The organism is Helicobacter pylori (assembly GCF_006440215.1).
In the GTDB taxonomy this organism is placed as follows: domain Bacteria; phylum Campylobacterota; class Campylobacteria; order Campylobacterales; family Helicobacteraceae; genus Helicobacter; species Helicobacter pylori_CS.
The window spans coordinates 23257-41232 of the sequence record NZ_VEZH01000015.1 but is presented as its reverse complement, the minus strand read 5'-3'; the positions used below and the strand labels follow the sequence as shown (position 1 = coordinate 41232).

The window sequence follows — 17976 nt, the reverse complement described above, 5'->3', positions numbered from 1 at the left end:
ATCCAATTTTTTAAAAAGTTTAATATCTTTGGTGAGAAAAGAGTCCGCATCAATTAAACATGGATTTAAGAAAAAAGTTTTATTCTTTGAGAATGCAATTATTTTCTAATCTCTAAGAAATTAATATCTAGGAATTAGGACCATGCAAAAAAGAGTTTTTAAAAGAAAAGTTTTAGATGCGAATATCTTAAAAGAAATGCATGTGAACAATGTAGTTTATTCCAAGCATTCAAAAGATAGGTTTATTCCTTTCAGATTTGACAAATTTGGTTATGTTGAATGTAAACTCTTTAAAAAATATTAAACTTTCCTAGCAATACAACTTTCTTTGGTGGCACAGGCTGTAAGAAACTCATGGAACTTTTAAGTGAAATCGTTATAGATTCTAGAAGTTCCAAAATCGCGTTAAACCGCCATTATGCCTTAACTCGCTTGCAATGGTGCGATAGAACCTTAAGACATAATCTTCAAATTTTAGAGAGAATAGGATTTCTAACTGCTTTTAAGAACAAAAAAGGTTATATTTTTTTGTCTATGCATGACTTCACTAAAATAGAAAGCTACGAACATTCAGGTTTGAATGGGGAGAGCAATTTACCTAATAGCTTCTTTTTAGGAGTTTGTGGGTATTTGAAAAAAATCTTCAAGAAATTAAAAGATAGAGCATTCAAGCTCAAAAACAAGCACGGTGTATTCTTTTTGAATATCCCTAAGCGTTTTCAAATGCAAAACTTTAACAATATTTTCTTGGAGTTTGCGTCGGTTAATAATCCTTGTCTTTCTTATAGATTGACTTATGATCAACTTGTTGGCAAAAAAATTCCAAATATCAAATGCTCTTACCAACAAGCAATTGTAAAAAAGAATATCTATAGAGCATTAGAAGAACTATCTATAGATAAGGAAATTTTAGCATCATAAAGAAAACAAAGGACAAAAAAATGCAATTCCCACTCAAAAAAGATTTAAAAATTTCACAAAAATATGTGATCCCTAAAGGGTTTGATCCTACAAACAAAGAATACAAAAATCTTTTGGTGAAAGATATACCTAAATCAGTGCATAGGGAAGTTGAAATCGCTATGAAATTATTATTTGAAATCAACGAAGTAGAGACCGCGATTGAAGTCATGAAATTTCTCATTCAAGCAATGGATCGTGTTTTGTATGGTGCGAGAGCCAAACATTATGAAATGAGATTAGCCAAAGAGATTAAGAAAAGTAGATTTGGGTGAAAGACTATGGCTTATATCACTAATTTACAATTCTTACCATTAGATGAGATTTTGCTCTCTAATGGTTATAAACACAAAGTAGAGAAATCAAGCAAAAATAACCCGGCTCTTTACAATGAGCATGATACCATTAAAGGCACACTTATTGTTTCAAGAAAGCCTGATGGGAGTTATCATTATTTCAACACTCATAACGATGAAGATAAAGGCACGATTATCGCCTTTTGTAAAAATCGTGGGCTAGATTTTAATGATTTGATCAAAAACAGAGATGATTTAGAAATTAGCGATAAGCCAAACCACAAATATAACAATTCCAAGCCTTATACAATCATTACCAAAGAACAAGAAGCAGAGCGTCAAAAAGTAGTGAAACAATTTGAAAAGCTCCGTTACTACGATATAGAAAGCTCAGATTTGTTTCACACCTTGCTGGATAGTCGCTCTTTGGATAAAACTTTACTAAAACCTTACAATCATTTACTTAAAGAAGATGAACATGCAAATTTATGCGTGCCTTGCTATTTGACAGATGATAATGGAAATTTAATACAGGGTGGGTATAACAAGCGATTATCCAAACCTTTCACTATGCAAGGTGCTACTAATCCCACTAAACACTTAATGCAAGCAGGTTCTATCAAGGGTTTTGAAGTTTTATTCCCACAAAATATTAAAAATATTCAAAATATCATTGTAGCTGAAAGCGTTTTTGATGGTTTAAGCGTGTTAGAAATGCAAAGGTTTGATCCCAATCAAACAGCTATTATTTCTACTATTGGTAATTTCACAGAAGAAAGAATGCAAAAATTTGTAGATAAATTTCTTAATATCATCAACACTTATAAGTGTAAGGAATACAATGAATACCACAAAGAAATTGATCGCTACAACAAGCAATTAGAGGATTATGAAAATTACATAAATTTTCAAAAAAGATATGAAAAATGGCGTGCTAAAGAGTTAGCTAAACACGATAATGACCCTAAAAAAGTCCCTAATGATCCCATTTTCTCGCCCGTAAGAGATAAAAACAATCTTATCCCTAGACCCGTTTTTAAGCCCGCTCTAGCCTTACGCCTAAAAGAACCAAAAATTCCTAATTTAAGTCTTAATGTTATTTTAGCAATGGATCATGATGAACAGGGGCGAAAATTCAACGCTATTTTGGAAAAAATTTTTTACGCTCATACTAAAGAAATTCCAAACATCTATACGCCTATCAGCAAAGATGCGAACGATGATTTGAAAATCGCTAAAGCATTAGGATTGAAGCAAATTAGCAATAGGACTTTACAAGATTTTTTATTTGATGCCAAAGAAAAAATGCAAAACCCTACTACCACACCATCACAAAAAAGCATCTTGGCTAACCAATTACAAAAACTACAAGATCTAATGCCAAAACCTAAACTACCACAAGGAGTGTTTCATGGTTACCAACAAGATCATGGATTTGGATCTAAATATGTAGCTAATTCTGTCTATTACACCAACAATCAATCTCAAAACAAAGGACATGAAAGATGAAAACAAAACATAAAGGAATAAGAATGTTTAAGCAAATTCGTAGAATGATGAGTTTGGCAATGTTAATGCCTAGTTTTTTATTGGCGGTGCCAGATTACAAACAAAAATTCACTCAAATATTGGATTTCATAAGCAATGACTTTATCAAAGCTATCGGTGGTCTAATCATTGTTGGGACTTGCATTTACGCCTATAAAAATTGGGATAGGCTTGGAGAAATTGGTTGGAAATGCGTTGGGATTATCATTATAACCGCTGCTATCTCTAATGCTAAAACTTTAAGTCAATGGTTATTTTAGATGGCATTGCATATTGTTTGTGTTGAAAGTATCAATATTAGAGAAATCAGCAAAAGAGAAACTTTTTTGGGATTAAACTTGGATAGCTGGATTGTTAGTTTCTTAATGTCGGCATGGTTACTTTCATTCCAACCACTTTATGCTATGGGTTTAATGGCTAGTTGTGTGTTTGTATTCTACATTTTAGAATTTTTTGATGAAGATATAACAGCCATTTTGCATGCGCTTTTCACATTAAGAACAGGAGCTAGAAGTTATTATGCTTGAGAAAGTTTTTAATTCTTTATGCTCGCTAGTTCCTAAGCGTTATAGCATGAAAGAAGAAACTAACATTGTTGGCATTTACAATGAGCATTATCTTTTAAGTGAAAAATCAAACCTTGTAGGCGCTCTTAAATTAGAGGGAATTTCTTATTTGTCTTTAGATGACAAAGAAATAGCGCAAAAATTTAATGAACGCATTTTAGCTCTTAATGAGATTGTAGATGGAGTGCATTTTAAAATCGTAGCTAAAAGGCGTAAGATTTTCATGCACCATGAATATACTCAAGAGGAGATAAGCAATCCTTTTGCATTAGAGGTTATCAATTTATGGGAGCAGGGGGTTGAGGATATTTATCAAAATTTCTACTACTTAATTTTTGAAACTAAGAATGATAGCATTAAAGGTTATTTGGAACGATTTAAGAAAAAAATCACTACCAATGAATTAGAAAATATTCAAGAAAATAATAAACAAGATGAAATTAAATATCAAGAAAACTATTTCATAGGCTTTGATAATTTTAATCTATTAGATAAATCTAAAATATTAGACAGCATTATCAATAATGTTAAAAACATGCTTTCTGGCTTGTTTGTAGAAAAAATAGACGCCAATAGTTTGCTTAATTTTTATGCGGAATATATCAATGGTGTTCCTAGTGAATACACTTTTGCTAGAGGTCGTTTGCATGATGGCATGATCAATTCTGATGTGCATTTTAAAAAAGATTTTTTCACTCACATTCATAATGGTAAAGAGATTTTCAAGCGTTTCATCAGCATTAAGACTTATGATATAGACAAAATTGTCAGCACTGCTCTTTCTTCAGTGTTGCATTTATCTTTAGAATTTGATGTGATTTTAAACATTGACAATATTCCTAAAGCAAAGGCTGAAAAAAGGATTGAAACTAAAAGAAAAAGAGCGAATAAGAGCATTAGAGTTGAAATTGATGAATTGAATGACCTTATTAAAACAGACAGAGTTTTGATGCAAGAGATTTCTTTAAACATTTTAGTTCATGCCAAAACTAAAACCGATTTAGATAGTGCTTGTATAGAAATTACCAACTTGCTTAAACAAAAAGGTATTGTAAGCACACAAGAGAGTATTGGCATGTTGCCTATGTTTTTTAGCTTTTTTCCTAATCGTAATCGCTTGAATTTTAGAAAGCGTTTGTTGTCTAGTCAAAATATTGCTTCTTTAATCATATTAGAAAAACAAAATTGTGGTTTTTCTAGAAATTCATGGGGTGATCGCCATTTAACTATTTTTAGAAACCAAGACAAATCGCCTTATTTATTCAATTTCCATGCTTATGAGGCAAAAAGAAAAAATGATATGGTATCAGGGCATACCATCATCTTTGGTGGCACAGGGGCTGGTAAAACCACTTTAATTGAATTTTTAATCACCAATTGTTTTAAGTATGAAGATTTAAGTATTTTGGCTTTAGACAGAAATAATGGCATGCGTGTGATGACTGAGTTTTTAGATGGTCAATACAACGATAGCAATGATTTTTACATTAATCCGTTTTCTTTAAAAGATACAAGCGCTAACTGCACCTTTTTAGTGAGTTGGTTGGCATTCATGCTCAATATTGATGAAGATACTAAAGATGAAAAAGAAAAAAAGACTTTAAGCGCTTTATCCAAAACAATCAGAGTTTGCTATAACAATATCACAAAACAAGGGGGTGCTATTTTTAAGTTAAGAGATTTTAAAGACACGCCAGAAAGAGACTATTTAGATAGCAAAGACATTTTAGAAAAAGAGAGTTCAAAAGACTTATACAAGCATTCTACTGATTGTTTAGACTTTGCTAAAAAGCTTTCTGTTATTGATATGGATGCTCTTTCTAGTAGTAAAAAAGATTTCAACTTGGCAGTGCTATACCTATTCTACAAAGTCATGAATAGAGCTAAATTAGAAAACAAGCCTTTTTATATATTCGTTGATGAAGCAAAATCTGTTATTGAAAATCCCATCATGTTAGCTAAAATCAAAGACACACTCGCTCAAGCTAGAAAACTCAATGGGGTTTTAACTTTAGCCTTTCAAGACATTAACCAACTTGATGGCGTAGAGGGAGCAAAGTCCATTATAGAAAACGCCGCTCAAGTCATACTCTATCCTACAAACAATTTTGAGAAATTAGAGAGCTATGGCATTTTATTAAGTCCTATTGAAAAATCCTTTTTAAACAAAACGCCGTTAAACGCTAGGCAAGTATTAGTGAAAAACCTTCTCACTCAATCTAGTGTATTTTTAGAAATCAATTTAGAAAAGCTAAACAGCACCAGTAAAAAATTTTTAAGAGCGTATAACTCTAGTGCGTCTAGCGTTTTTGAACTTGAAACGCTTAAAAAGGATAATCCAAAGAATTATAAAGAAATTTACTTGACAAAGGAGTAGGAATGAAAGATAGCGTGATTATCATTGAAAGCCCTAATAAGGTTGAAAAGATTAAACAACTAACAGGTGCGGAAGTTTATGCAACTATAGGGCATTTTACTAACCTTATAGGCGTAGATATTGAAAATAATTTTGCTTGTAAGTTTGAAATCAAAAAAGACAAGGCTAATAAAATAAATTTTTTAATCAATGCTTGTAGGGACAAAAAAGTCTATATCGCTACTGACCCTGATAGAGAGGGCTATGGTATTGGCTATCAATTTTATGAAAAAATTAAAAATGTAGCTAGTGAAATTTATCGTGCAGAATTTCATGAGATCACACCAAGCGGTATTGAAAAGGGCTTAAAAAAAGCGGTGTTATTTTCTCGTTCTAACACTAATTTATACCAATCATTCTTAGGCAGGATTGCAAGCGATCAGGTTGTTGGATTTGCTCTAACAAGCTATTTAAGAAAAAGTTTAAATCTTAGTGAATTGAGCACTGGTAGAGTGCAAACTCCAGCTCTAGCTTTAATCTGCCAAAGAGATCAAGAAATAAGGGATTTTGATAAGTTGGATGTTGAAGAAAAAGTAGAATATCAAATCCAAGCTAATATTGTGTGCAATGAAAAAGAAGTGATTATTAAGCATGTAAGGGCGAATGAAAAAAACGAACTAGTGGATTTTAAATTTAAAGACAAAAACGAAGCATCTCAATTTTTAAAAGATCTAAAGGACGGATTAGGCTCTATGAGTGTTCTAGTTTCAGTAAAAGAAAGTCTATCCAATAAAGAACCCAAAAAACCTTTCACCACCTCTAAACTTTTATCCCAAGCGAGCAAATCCTTAAAAATACCCACTAAAGAAATCGCACAACTTGCTCAAAAACTCTTTGAAGCTGGTCTCATCACTTATCACAGAACTGATAGTGAATTTTTAAGTCCTGAGTATCTCAAAGAACATGAAGTGTTTTTTGAACCTATTTATCCGAGTGTTTATCAATACAGGGAGTATAAGGCTGGCAAAAACTCACAAGCTGAAGTGCATGAAGCCATAAGAATTACACATCCGCATGCTTTAAAAGACTTAGAAAAAGTGTGCAGTGACGCTAAAATAAGCGAAGAATTAGTGCTGAAGTTGTATCAACTTATTTATGCCAATACAATTTGTTCTCAAAGTAGAAACGCTTTATACAATCAATATGATTGTATCTTTAAAGTTAAAAGCGAGAGTTTTAAGCTCTCTTTCAAACTTTTAAAAGAAAAAGGTTTTTTAGAGATTGAAGAACTCATTCAAGGCAAAGAAGAACTTAACAAGGAAGAACAAGAAAGTGAAATAGAAAACTTTTCATTAAAAGAAAATGATAGTGTCCCGTTAAAAGAAGTTTTTATTAAAAAAATAGAAAAACCCAGTCCTAAACCTTATAAAGAAAGCGCCTTTATTCCCTTATTAGAAAGCGAGGGGATTGGTCGTCCTAGCACTTATGCGAGCTTCTTAGATCTTCTTTTGAAGCGTAAATATATTAGCATTGATACAAAAACTAACGCCATCACCCCTACTAGTCAAGGATTAGAAGTGATTTCATTTTTCAAAAAAGATAAAGAAGTGGATTTCATCGCTCTTACCAGCAAGGATAAGAGCAAATTAGGAAACACTACCAAACAATTTGAAGAATGTTTGGATTTAATTATGAGAGGTGAAGCTAGTTATGAAAAGTTCATGCTTGAAGTCATAAGCAAATTAAAAAGTACCGCCAAGTTTTATCAAACGCAATCTGCTGACAATAACATGCCTACTGATAAGCAACTTGAACTCATAGAAAAAATTTGTAAAGATAAAAAATTACAAAAACCCAGTCAAGAAATCTTGCAGAACAAGGAAAAATGTTCTGATTGGATTGCAGAGCATGTTAAAGAAAAACCCAGTCAAAAACAACTGGATCTGGTTAAAAAAATTTGTGAAGAGTGTAAATTGGCAATGCCCACCAATAAAATATTGAATGACAAATTCGCTATCTCTAAATGGATTGACAAACACAAAAAGACAAAGAAATGAGAATATTTTTAATAGGAATAATTTTGTTAGCACTAAGTGGATGTTCTAACAAACAATATGAAATGTATAGAAGCCCTTGTGCCTTTTTGCACTTAAATCAATCCATAGGCTAGTTGATGTCAAAAAGAAGCGAAGTTTTAGAACAATTTCATGGCGGTTTAAAAAATTTAGAATTACAAACTAAAAGACGCATGGATTTGTGGGGCGATCTAAAAGAGAATGAAGAACAAACTTTGCTTTTAGGAGAAATTGAAAATGAATTAAAGCAATTAGAAAACAAAGAAAATCTTAAAGCAGACAACAACACAGAATTTAAAGAAGAAAATCAAGACACTAAAGAAAACCAGCCTAACGATTTGTTTTCTTTGCCATTGCCCACTCAAACCACCATCAATGGAATTAAAGAATTTGTAGAAGAGCCTGTGATAGAAACAGAGGAAAAAGAAATACCCCAAAACGAGCCAATCCAAGAAAAAAAAGAAAGAATTTTTAAAAACTTTTTCTCCAGAATAGGCTTTGATAAAAGCATTGCCCCTACAATGCTCTTTGAAGAAGTGAGAGATGCAAGCGTTATCTATCATTTAGAGAAAAAATTAGGCGATTATATCTTTTATGTAGCGTGTTTCTTCTTTGGCACAACAGCGTTGTTTATTATCTTACTGATTGTTCTGTTGCCGTTAAAACAAAAAGAGCCGTATTTAGTGCAATTTTCTAACAATAAAGAAAATTTTGCTTTAGTTCAAAAGGCAGATAGCACCATTACAGCCAATAAAGCTCTTATTCGTTCATTAGTGGGAGCGTATGTGCTAAACAGGGAAAGCATTACTCATATTGAGCAACATGAAAAAATGCGTCAAAACACCATTAAAGAGCAAAGTTCCAATGAAGTATGGTATGAATTTGAAAAACTCATCGCTCATTATGACAGCATTTACACTAATCCTTTACTCACAAGAAAAGTAAAGATTGCAAATATTTACTTAGATAAAGATTTAGCCTATATTGACATTGAAGTGAGCTTGTATCATAGTGGAGAATTAGAGAGCTTAAAGCGCTATAAATAGGATTATCCATACCGAGAAAAAAGACCCTCATATGAGCCAATATAAAGATGTTAAGGAACAATAATGAAAAAATTCACTCTATCGCTATTTTTGTATTGCGCTTTACTTAGTGCTGAAGAGGATATTTTTAGAAACAATACAAATGAAACTGATCCTACAAGTTCTTTTGCACATGGCAAAGAAAACAACAATCTTATTCCAGCAAAATCTGATAGTTTAGAAAGTTTCAAAGAACAAGAAAACAAAGAAAAAGCCAAACAGCTTATGGATTTAAAAGCCTTACAGAGCGTGTATTTTTCTAAAAATAGAAAATTGCAAGACAATAATTTCAATGTCTTATATGTGGCAGGCAACACCAACAAAATCCGCTTACGCTATGCGATGACTACCACTTTTATTTTTGATAATGATCCTATTATCTATGTGAGCTTAGGCGATCCTAGCGGATTTGAGCTCACTTACCCCACTAATGATCATTACGATTTATCAAACATGCTAGTGATCAAACCCTTGCTTATAGGGGTGGATACAAACCTAACCGTAGTCGGAGCGAGCGGAACAATTTATACTTTTTACTTGTTTAGCACCACTTACACTAGCAAATTTCAAAGCTATTTTTCAGTGTTTGTCTCTAATAAAAGGGCTATCGGTAAGCTCAATATTTTGTCTAAAAACGAGCTAGAAAAAAGAGAGCAAGAACAATTAGCTAAAACAGAAACAAATACAAATAGCTCCAATAAACAAGACAAACAAAAGCTTGACTACAGAAAAATCAATTACGAGAGCCAGGAAATTGATGATGGCAAGTTTATAAGAATTGGAGATGAAGTCAATCACATTTTCATTGAAAAAGCTAAAATCAATCGTGGTTATTTGCAAAAACCCAAACACAAACGCACCTGGTGGAGTTTGTGGCTTTATAAAAAACCCAGCGATGACGCGCTTGATATAAAGGCACTAGATGTCTTTGATGATGGCAAATACACTTATTTTAGATATGACAGAGATCAAGCCTTTTCAAAATTTCCTTACACTTATAAGGTTGTAGATGGGTATGATAATCCTATCAATAGCCGTGTGGTAGGGAATTACATTATTGCTGAAGATGTTTCTAAAAAATGGACTTTAAGGAGCGGTAAGGAATATGTGTGCGTAAGAAGAGATAAGCACAAATACCAAAAATCTAAGGACTTCATGCGTTTAAAAAGGCTTTTAGAGCAAGATGAAACCATGAAAGCCAAACGAAACAACATCCACTTGATTGAAGACACTACGCCTCAACCTAAAAATGCCATTAGCGTAACGGAGTTGTTAGCTCAAATCAAAAACCAAACTCCAAATGAAAAATGCCGAGCCTTAAATGAAGAAGAAGTTAAGACTTTAGAAGAGGTTAAAAACATCATAAAAGCTCCCAAGCCTTTGCAAAAAGATTTGAAAAACAAGCTCAAAAAACACACAATCAAAACCCACTATTACGTGCCTATCCCCTACATAGAAAGACCAAAAACCACTGATGGTTTAGAGAAGAATAAAAAGGGGCTGAATAACCCCAAAAACAACATCAAGCAAACCCTATTAAAGAGATTAAAAAATAATGGGCTTTTTTAGAGTAATTAGAAACGCACCGATTGTAAGTATCTTTATTGTTTTGATGCTTATTTTTTGCGCATGGTTTTTCCTTTATGATAGCTCGCCTAAAGCAGTGAAAAAATATGTTAAAGGTAAGTTTCCAATCTCTGACTATCTCTACAAAAAAGCGGATGAAAAGAAAATCCTACCACAGAACAATGTCGTTAAACAAGAAATTAAAGAAGAAAGAATTAAAAAATCTTGTAAGGGTCAGATAACAGATAGTAAGGGTAATTTAATAGATGATGATTGCAATATTATAGCCACTCAAAAACAAGTTAATAATTTACCAAACTTACCAAAAGATATACTTAAAACCAAACCTACTGTTGTCTCCAATCCTTCCAACTACAATACCGCTAACGAAGAAGAAAAAACCCGCCTTGTGATTTTAGCGTCTCGTATCAGCAGCCAAAAAGAAACGCAGCCTCCAACCTCTATAAAAAATAGTGTTTCTAATACAAAATCTAAAGAAAAACAAGAACTTGAAAAAGAATACGGTTCTAGCGGTTTTAAAAATTTTAAAAGAAAAAATGTAGCGAGCAGTGAAAACAAACTTTTGAGAACGATTACAGCTGACAGAATGATCCCAGCCATTCTGATCACTCCTATTAGCAGTGAAATAGGGGGGAGTAAGATAATCGCTCAAGTGGAGAGTGATATATACGCAACGATGGGTAGAGCGGTTTTAATCCCCAAAGGGAGTAGAGCCATAGGCTATTACAACTCTAATAACAAAATAGGAGAATACCGCTTAGAAATTGCTTGGAATAGGATAATCACGCCACAAGGGGTCAATATCATACTAAGCGATGCTAAGGGGGCTGATGTCAAGGGATATAACGGCATGATAGGCACACTCCATAACAAATATTGGGAACGCTATGGTATTCCTTTATCCTTAAGCACCTTGTCAAATGGGCTACTCATAGGTCTTACTAGCGGTCTTACCGAAGCGATGAAAAACAAAAGGGGTGGTTTTAACCAAAACTATTTTGGAGATTACATGATGATGCAAATGACGAGGCAAACTGGTATCAGCCTAAATAATATTATCGCTCAAATCATGCGAGATCAAATCAGGATTAAGCCCATTATCACTATTAGAGAGGGAAGCCATATTTTTATCAGTCCTAATACGGATATTTGGTTTCCTATCCCTAAAAACAATGAAGTCTTAGCGAAATTTTTTAATGAAGAAAAGGAGCAAAACAATGATACAAAATAGTATTATTAATAATAATTTTATTCTAAATAGTGTAAAATTAAAATACAATATTAAACATAAGGATTACCAATGAAGCTCAACCCTGAAGAAGAATTATTGAACACTCTAGAAGAAAGCAAAGATGCAGAATATGTGGAGCTTTGCAAAAAAGTAGTAGAGGCGCAAATGGAATTAAGAAAAGTTATGGATAAACGCCTAGAAAATGAAACCAAAGAGTTAAGATCCAGAATGCAAGCAAGGATTACTGAAAGGCTGGTTTCAGAAATTTTAAATACCGAAGAGCATTTTTCAAAAAAGATTATCCAAAACGAGAAACTGCTTGAAATTATTTTTGATATAGAAAGGACTTATAACAATGATTGATGAAAATTTTAATTGCGATAAAAAACTTGCTCATTTAAATGAAGAGCGGCCCATTTTAGAAGCACCTAAAAAAGATAAAAAACCTAAAAAGCCTAGAAATTCTAAAATTAAGGATTTATATTTTTATGCCTCCTATGTGAGCAAAAATGTTGAAATCCAAAAAAAATTTGATGAGACTTATAGGTTGTGTGAACAAAAACAGCAAGAACTCAATAGTTTATTAAAAGAACTAGAAAACTTAAGGAAACAATTATGAAAGAAAAACTAGATAAATTATTAAAATTAGAGCTTAACGAATTAGATAAACTGGATTTAGAAAAAGAGTTATCTAATCTAAAACTCACAAGCCATAAAATTTACCAAGAATACTTACTAGAAAAACACGAAATTTGTGAAAAAAACCTGGAGATTAAAGCTAATAATAGAAGGCTTTCCAAAATACACCATCTCTATTCTTTAGCTAAAAGGATAGAAGATAAAAGAGAAAAAGAGCGCATTGAACTTCAAAAAAAATGTTAAGGGATTTTGATAACCATCAAGGAGAGCCATAATGATTTCTAATCTTTTGAAAAGTTACCTTGATGACTTTATGCCTATTTTAAGCCAGCCTAATTTAAATGAAGTGGTTTTTAATAAAGAAAAAGAGTATTTCTTGCACCGCCCAAAGGAAAAAGTGAGGTGTTTTAATGAAAAATTTACTAATGATTATTTGTTAGTTTTTTGTGAGCAATTAGCCATTTTTAAAAACCAAAAATTCACTCTAAAAACGCCTAAGTTAAACACTTCTTTGCCTTACACACAAATTAGAATTAACGCATTACACCCTAGTATTATTGCTAGTTCTAATATTTCTATCAATATCAGAGTTCCTAGCAATTTCAAGTTTGAAATTAACGCCTTTAAATTAAGTGAGAAATGTCTGGCTAAAAACATTACCTATGATTTTTTACTTAACTTAGTAAGTGCAGGTAAAAACATTTTAATAAGTGGTGACACAGCTAGTGGTAAGACTAGCTTTGTTAATTCTTTGATTGAAAATATTCCCAAAAACGAAAGGGTGGTTACTATTGAAGATAGTCCTGAGTTGAAAATCAGTAATGAAGACCAAGTTAATATTTTAGTAGATAAAAGTGGGAGCGGATTTTTTACTTATGAAGATGGCTTAAATGCGGCTATGAGAATGTCTCCTGATAGATTGTTATTAGGCGAAATTGACACGCATAACACTGCGTTATTTTTGCGTTTAGCAAATACTGGGCATAGCGGAATGATAAGCACCTTACACGCTAATAGTGTAGTAGATGCTTTTATAGCTATTTGTCAGAATATAAACTTGAATAAAGGCGGTAAGCCTACGCCTAAAGAAACGCTTTTAGATTATTTTTGCACTGGTATGGACTATGTTATCCAAATCAAAAAAAAGGTAGCGATAGGATAATTGATGATGTTTTAAATGTTAAAAGCGAATTTAAAAAGGAGTTGATGTTATGAAAAATCCAAGACTTTACAGAAAATCCAAACAAAAAGGGGGCGCTAAAAGGATGGAATTTTTATTGGATGTTAGATGTGTCCAAATTTTAAAGGATTTAAAAACTAGGCATAACAAGTCTTACACCAAAATTGTAGAAAATCTTATTTTAAATAGCCAAATTAGTTTCTACAAACAGCAAAAAATCACAAGCGCTTTAGGCAGTTTAGCGATGTTATATAGCTCATTGAATGCGACTTGTTCTAATTTTAACCAGATTGCTTACCATTTGAATAATGCGGCACTTTTAGGAGAAGATGTTATCCATTTTGGCTTATTGCAAGATATTGAAATACAACTGAAAGCTTGGAGTGAAAAAACAAAAATTTTAAACCTAGCTATTAAAAAAAGTGCTTTCATCGTAGCGCATTGTTTAAAAGGGGATAAGAAAATTTTAAAAGGGATGAATTTATGACCAAAGAAACTGATATTGATTTGATTAGAAATTATTTAGAAAAAATGGCATCTATTATTAAAAGCTCTCAAAGTATTATCAACGCTCCCCATTTTCTAAAAGATGAAAATCAAGCAAAAATATTACAAGAAAATCTAAAAGAAAATTTCACTCTTTTAATGGAATATATTAGTGAAGTTTGGGTGAAAAGCGAAGAGGAGTTTGAAGAGTTTATGAAAGATGAGAGTTTTGAGAATGATTTTATGCATTTTATGAGTTTATTAGATAGTAAAATCAAAGTAGAATAAATGCAAATTTATAAGCCTTATTGCTATATTATTTCTATTTTAGCCATTCCTTTTATTTTTTTAGGCGTATCGCATTATTTCTTAGATTTTCCTAGTTTTTTAGCGAGTTATAACTATCTAAAAAAGATTATTCTTAATCTACATAATTTTCCCCATTTTAAATTTGAGATTTATTTTTCATTCTTTTGCACATTATTACCGCTATTTTTGACAGCCTACTTATTTTTTAATGGGCGCAATATGGATAGTCATGGCAAGGCAGTTTGGGCTGAAATGAAAGATATTATTAAATACGAATATAGGATTTTTAATATTTTTAAAGGCTTGTTCTTAATTTTGTTTTTACCTCTAATGCTTGTTGTCTCTAGCTTTACGCTATTGCCTAATTTTTATAGGGTGTATATTTTATGAAGTTTATCAATTTGCCAAGAAAAGACCTAAGGTTTTCTTTACGATCTTATCTTTTTTAGTAGTGATTTGTGTCTTAACCTTTATATTTAGGGGATTTTTAAGTGTAAAACTAACGCTATTTATGAAATATCTAAAAGGATTATTTTAAATGAGAGAAAAATTCAAAACATTAAGAGATAAATTTAAGGATAAAACCAGCAATTTATTCCATAAGCTTAATAGCATTCAAAAAGATTATTACACTAAAACTCTTCCTAAGGCTTGCAAAGATGTCTTTACGCTAGGGTCTTCTAAAAGTTATCCTATGACTTTAAATTTTAACAAAGGTTTTTGTGTGGGGCTATATAAAGGTTTAAATTCGCTTAAGCCTACTTATTATGATGCTCCGCTTTCTACTTTAATTATCGCTCCTCCTGGAAGTGGTAAAACCGCAGCTGTGGCTGTGCCTAATCTTTTAAGCGTGCCTAGCTCTTGTGTGGTGTTAGATATTAAAGGGGAGTTGTTTGATTTGACAGCTGGTTACAGACAGCAAGTTTTAAAAAATAAAATTTTTGTATTTGATCCCTTAGGAAATGATAACACGCTTAAATTCAATCCGTTTGACAAACGCATTGTAGAAAAATTAGATTTTAACAGAAAGCGAAGGCTTGTAGATGAAGTGGGTAATACTATTTTTGCTGAAGATGGGGCAAATAAAGACCCTCATTGGACACAGCAAGCTAAAAATTTATTTGTCTTTTACGCTCTTTATGATTTGTGTGTGCATAACACTAGCGCCTTTTTTGAAATTGCAAGCGCTCCTATAAAAAATTATGTCCCCTTAATCAATCCACAAAGCCGATTTTATACTGAATTATATGAATGTCAAAGTAGCGATAATGGTTTTGTTAAAGAGAATGGGCGTTATATGGCTAAAGTAGAAAATGGCGTTAAAAAAATGAAACCTAATGTCAATGTGGAATTGCTATGGTATAAACAAGTAGCCGAACAAGTCTATACTGACCCAGAAAATCCTAAAAATTATGATGGCTCTGTGAATCATTTAGAAAAAGACGATCAAGGCAATATTATAATGAAAGAGGGCATGTTAGATCCTATTATTAGAAACGAAGCGAACAAATGGGCTAAGGCGAATGATAAAGAGTTTGCGAGCATTAAATCAGTTTATAGCCGTTTTATGCAAGTCTTTACAAGCTATCAAGTTAAAAGCGCTACAGATAGCATGAGTTTTGAATACGAGGATTTAAGGGCTGACAATATTTCACTTTATATTAAAATCGCTCAAACAGATATTGATACACTCGCACCGCTTATCCGTATCCTTTTGGAAAGTATTGCTAAAAATCTTTTACTGAAAGAGAGTAAGAAATTTGAAGAAAGGGTTTATCTCTTTTTAGATGAATTTGTGCGTTTTGGTAAATTGCCTTTTTTATTAGAAATGCCAGCATTAAGTAGGAGCTATGGTGTGGTTCTAATTTTTATCACGCAATCCAACGCTCTTATTGAAAAATATTATGGTAGAGAAGATGCAAGAATTGTTAATAGCACCGTGGCTTACAAAGTAATTTTCAAAATGGATGATTTAGAATATGCTAAACAAGTGAGCGAAGAAGTCGGTAAGATGACTAGAAAAACACGAAGCCACTCTACAGAAAAAGGACAACTCATTACCGGAGGGACTTCTAGTATAGGTAAAGAGGCGTGGGACTTATTGAGCGCGCAAGACATCATGAACATTGATAAAGATGAAGTGATCATTTTAGTGAGCGGTCATAAGGCCAAACCCTTAAAATTAAAAGCGAATTATTATTTCAAAAACAAAGAATTACTCTCTCGTATTAACTGGGAAGTCAAGCCCAATGAAGAAGTGTTTGATGAGTTAAAAAAGGATGTATGAGTATTTTTTAATTGCTTTTTAAAAATCGCTTTCTACAACTTTTTATCCTTGTTATTAAAAGGAATGCGTTGATTTATAGCACAGACTTGCATGAGTAAGATTTAACATAAAGATTAACATTTCTGTAGTGTAGCTTAGCATAGCTTGTTTTTAGAAATTAGCATGTTTATTTTAAAGTTAGCGCAACTTGAATTAAAAATTAGCACGGATTGTTGTTGTAGATAATTTTTTTAGTGTTTGATCACTTTTTAAATAGCTCGCTATGAGTGTCTAGACGCAATAAAACAAGTTCGTTTTCTTGTTTTTTGATTTCATAAATCAATAACAAGTTTGGTTTGACATGGCATTCTCTCAACCCTTTAAGATTGCCACTCAAAGCATGGTCGCAATACTTTTGTTGGAGCGGTTTTTGCTCTTTGAGACGATCAACAACGCTCGTAACATCGCTTTCTGTAATACGCCCGGATAAGATATGCTTATTAAAGTCTTTAAGAAAATCTTTCTTAGTTCTGACTTTAAGCATTATGCCTTTCTCTTTCTTGTTTTGCTATTTGCAAAAAATCATTGAAGTCTCCAAACGAAACATCGCATTCTGGGTCATCTTTTGAGGCGATCGTATTTAACAAACTTGGTGTGGGTTCTTTTTCTTGAGAATGTTTTTGGGCTAAAACCTGTCTGATCATTTGTTCTTGCAATTCACACTCTTGGATTTTTTTTATCGCTTTATTTTTGTCTCCTTCTGCCTTAAGCAATTGTTTTTCAATGGAGTTTAGGAAATTGTGCAGTTGCTTTTCATTGTATTGCGAGTAATCTGTAATAACATTTGACATATTGAACTCCTTTTTAATAAAAGATAGTTAGCGCAACTCGTTTTCATTTTAGCGCAACTTGCAATATATTGAAAGTTTTAAAATAAGTTTTTTTGATTAAGTTTGATTTAAGAATATCTTAAAAGCGCGTGTTTTAGCCACCTGTAAGGTCAAATTGACTTCAATTTTTACGGAATTGAAGTGTTATCCTGCACTTTAAAAAGGGGGAATAATAATGTAGAATAAGAGCTAAGAAAATTAAAACAAGCGACAAAGTTTTTGGGAGAATAAAATTACAATAAAATGGCGTTAGAAAAAAGTTATAGTAAAGACTTTGAAAGCGATGAGCTTTTTGATTATGAGATCATCAAGCCCAAAAAGACGCTTAAGATACAATACACTTATGCTAAACGCTACTATAAAGAAGTGGAAAAGTTTGCTAAAGATTTAACCCAGGAATTGAAGTGTTATCCTGCACTTTAAAAAGGGGGAATAATAATGTAGAATAAGAGCTAAGAAAATTAAAACAAGCGACAAAGTTTTTGGGAGAATAAAATTACAA

Annotated in this window: 15 protein-coding genes and 6 pseudogenes; 19 read left to right on the top strand and 2 right to left on the bottom strand. The window is 32.3% G+C overall.

What is annotated here, in order from left to right; all coding sequences use genetic code 11:
* The first annotated feature begins 142 nt into the window (after positions 1-142).
* The 18 genes and pseudogenes from FIM44_RS07115 (at position 143) to FIM44_RS07030 (ending at position 16605) form a co-directional block, all read left to right on the top strand.
* Positions 143-921 (top strand): annotated as a pseudogene (locus FIM44_RS07115) (hypothetical protein).
* 20 nt (positions 922-941) lie between these two features.
* Complete coding sequence (locus FIM44_RS07110) at positions 942-1235, top strand: hypothetical protein (RefSeq protein ID WP_100974471.1); 294 nt, start codon at positions 942-944, stop codon at positions 1233-1235.
* Between the two features lie 6 nt (positions 1236-1241).
* Entirely contained in the window at positions 1242-2765 is a 1524-nt protein-coding gene (locus tag FIM44_RS07105) for a toprim domain-containing protein (RefSeq protein WP_100974470.1), read from the top strand.
* Entirely contained in the window at positions 2762-3064 is a 303-nt protein-coding gene (locus FIM44_RS07100; RefSeq protein WP_140579550.1) for a virB2 type IV secretion protein, read from the top strand. The genes FIM44_RS07105 and FIM44_RS07100 overlap by 4 nt, the downstream gene beginning before the upstream one ends.
* Complete coding sequence (locus tag FIM44_RS07095; protein WP_120898679.1) at positions 3065-3331, top strand: virB3 type IV secretion protein; 267 nt, start codon at positions 3065-3067, stop codon at positions 3329-3331.
* Positions 3324-5747 carry a VirB4 family type IV secretion/conjugal transfer ATPase gene (locus FIM44_RS07090; protein WP_140579549.1) on the top strand — a complete coding sequence of 808 codons (2424 nt, stop codon included), beginning with the start codon at positions 3324-3326 and terminating at the stop codon, positions 5745-5747. Before FIM44_RS07095 ends, FIM44_RS07090 begins: the two co-directional genes overlap by 8 nt.
* Before the next feature lie 2 nt (positions 5748-5749).
* Positions 5750-7783 carry a type IA DNA topoisomerase gene (locus FIM44_RS07085; protein WP_140579548.1) on the top strand — a complete coding sequence of 678 codons (2034 nt, stop codon included), beginning with the start codon at positions 5750-5752 and terminating at the stop codon, positions 7781-7783.
* Positions 7784-7899: 116 nt separating this feature from the next.
* The gene (locus FIM44_RS07080; RefSeq protein WP_238699650.1) at positions 7900-8847 is read left to right on the top strand and encodes a VirB8 family type IV secretion system protein; all 948 of its coding nucleotides are present in this window, start codon (positions 7900-7902) and stop codon (positions 8845-8847) included.
* A gap of 63 nt (positions 8848-8910) precedes the next feature.
* Positions 8911-10442: pseudogene (locus FIM44_RS07075) on the top strand (TrbG/VirB9 family P-type conjugative transfer protein).
* Entirely contained in the window at positions 10442-11704 is a 1263-nt protein-coding gene (locus tag FIM44_RS07070; protein ID WP_140579546.1) for a DNA type IV secretion system protein ComB10, read from the top strand. Before FIM44_RS07075 ends, FIM44_RS07070 begins: the two are co-directional and overlap by 1 nt.
* Positions 11705-11773: 69 nt before the next feature.
* Positions 11774-12067, top strand: a complete 294-nt coding sequence (locus FIM44_RS07065; protein WP_140579545.1) for a hypothetical protein — start codon at positions 11774-11776, stop codon at positions 12065-12067.
* The gene (locus FIM44_RS07060; protein WP_140579544.1) at positions 12060-12323 is read left to right on the top strand and encodes a hypothetical protein; all 264 of its coding nucleotides are present in this window, start codon (positions 12060-12062) and stop codon (positions 12321-12323) included. Before FIM44_RS07065 ends, FIM44_RS07060 begins: the two co-directional genes overlap by 8 nt.
* Positions 12320-12618: pseudogene (locus tag FIM44_RS07055) on the top strand (hypothetical protein). Before FIM44_RS07060 ends, FIM44_RS07055 begins: the two are co-directional and overlap by 4 nt.
* Positions 12618-13558, top strand: a pseudogene (locus FIM44_RS07050) (CpaF/VirB11 family protein). Before FIM44_RS07055 ends, FIM44_RS07050 begins: the two co-directional pseudogenes overlap by 1 nt.
* Positions 13555-14010: a hypothetical protein gene (locus FIM44_RS07045; protein WP_000795431.1), complete on the top strand. Its 456-nt coding sequence runs from the start codon at positions 13555-13557 to the stop codon at positions 14008-14010. Before FIM44_RS07050 ends, FIM44_RS07045 begins: the two are co-directional and overlap by 4 nt.
* Positions 14007-14297 (top strand): hypothetical protein, encoded by a 291-nt coding sequence (locus tag FIM44_RS07040; RefSeq protein WP_000159819.1) that lies wholly within the window; start codon positions 14007-14009, stop codon positions 14295-14297. Before FIM44_RS07045 ends, FIM44_RS07040 begins: the two co-directional genes overlap by 4 nt.
* Positions 14298-14856: pseudogene (locus tag FIM44_RS07035) on the top strand (hypothetical protein).
* Positions 14857-16605, top strand: coding sequence for a type IV secretory system conjugative DNA transfer family protein (locus FIM44_RS07030; protein WP_194148159.1), 1749 nt, complete (start codon positions 14857-14859; stop codon positions 16603-16605).
* Between the two features lie 241 nt (positions 16606-16846).
* On the opposite strand, the gene FIM44_RS07025 is transcribed toward FIM44_RS07030, so the two are convergent.
* Together FIM44_RS07025 and FIM44_RS07020 are read right to left on the bottom strand one after the other, a co-directional pair.
* Positions 16847-17128 carry a type II toxin-antitoxin system RelE/ParE family toxin gene (locus FIM44_RS07025; RefSeq protein WP_000921942.1) on the bottom strand — a complete coding sequence of 94 codons (282 nt, stop codon included), beginning with the start codon at positions 17126-17128 and terminating at the stop codon, positions 16847-16849.
* Positions 17121-17435, bottom strand: a complete 315-nt coding sequence (locus FIM44_RS07020) for a hypothetical protein (RefSeq protein WP_000073112.1) — start codon at positions 17433-17435, stop codon at positions 17121-17123. The genes FIM44_RS07025 and FIM44_RS07020 overlap by 8 nt, the downstream gene beginning before the upstream one ends.
* Before the next feature lie 282 nt (positions 17436-17717).
* Between FIM44_RS07020 and FIM44_RS07015 the strand changes: the two are divergent.
* Positions 17718-17870, top strand: a pseudogene (locus FIM44_RS07015) (relaxase); the annotation flags it as partial.
* Positions 17871-17976 lie beyond the last annotated feature (106 nt).

Bases quoted from the DNA above. Each gene is read 5' to 3' on its own strand.
- FIM44_RS07070 (WP_140579546.1), top strand. From the start codon at position 10,442: ATGGGCTTTTTTAGAGTAATTAGAAACGCACCGATTGTAAGTATCTTT.
- FIM44_RS07020 (WP_000073112.1), bottom strand. From the start codon at position 17,435: ATGTCAAATGTTATTACAGATTACTCGCAATACAATGAAAAGCAACTG.
- FIM44_RS07065 (WP_140579545.1), top strand. From the start codon at position 11,774: ATGAAGCTCAACCCTGAAGAAGAATTATTGAACACTCTAGAAGAAAGC.
- FIM44_RS07090 (WP_140579549.1), top strand. From the start codon at position 3,324: ATGCTTGAGAAAGTTTTTAATTCTTTATGCTCGCTAGTTCCTAAGCGT.
- FIM44_RS07095 (WP_120898679.1), top strand. From the start codon at position 3,065: ATGGCATTGCATATTGTTTGTGTTGAAAGTATCAATATTAGAGAAATC.
- FIM44_RS07105 (WP_100974470.1), top strand. From the start codon at position 1,242: ATGGCTTATATCACTAATTTACAATTCTTACCATTAGATGAGATTTTG.
- FIM44_RS07025 (WP_000921942.1), bottom strand. From the start codon at position 17,128: ATGCTTAAAGTCAGAACTAAGAAAGATTTTCTTAAAGACTTTAATAAG.
- FIM44_RS07085 (WP_140579548.1), top strand. From the start codon at position 5,750: ATGAAAGATAGCGTGATTATCATTGAAAGCCCTAATAAGGTTGAAAAG.
- FIM44_RS07060 (WP_140579544.1), top strand. From the start codon at position 12,060: ATGATTGATGAAAATTTTAATTGCGATAAAAAACTTGCTCATTTAAAT.
- FIM44_RS07100 (WP_140579550.1), top strand. From the start codon at position 2,762: ATGAAAACAAAACATAAAGGAATAAGAATGTTTAAGCAAATTCGTAGA.
- FIM44_RS07110 (WP_100974471.1), top strand. From the start codon at position 942: ATGCAATTCCCACTCAAAAAAGATTTAAAAATTTCACAAAAATATGTG.
- FIM44_RS07030 (WP_194148159.1), top strand. From the start codon at position 14,857: ATGAGAGAAAAATTCAAAACATTAAGAGATAAATTTAAGGATAAAACC.
- FIM44_RS07080 (WP_238699650.1), top strand. From the start codon at position 7,900: ATGTCAAAAAGAAGCGAAGTTTTAGAACAATTTCATGGCGGTTTAAAA.
- FIM44_RS07040 (WP_000159819.1), top strand. From the start codon at position 14,007: ATGACCAAAGAAACTGATATTGATTTGATTAGAAATTATTTAGAAAAA.
- FIM44_RS07045 (WP_000795431.1), top strand. From the start codon at position 13,555: ATGAAAAATCCAAGACTTTACAGAAAATCCAAACAAAAAGGGGGCGCT.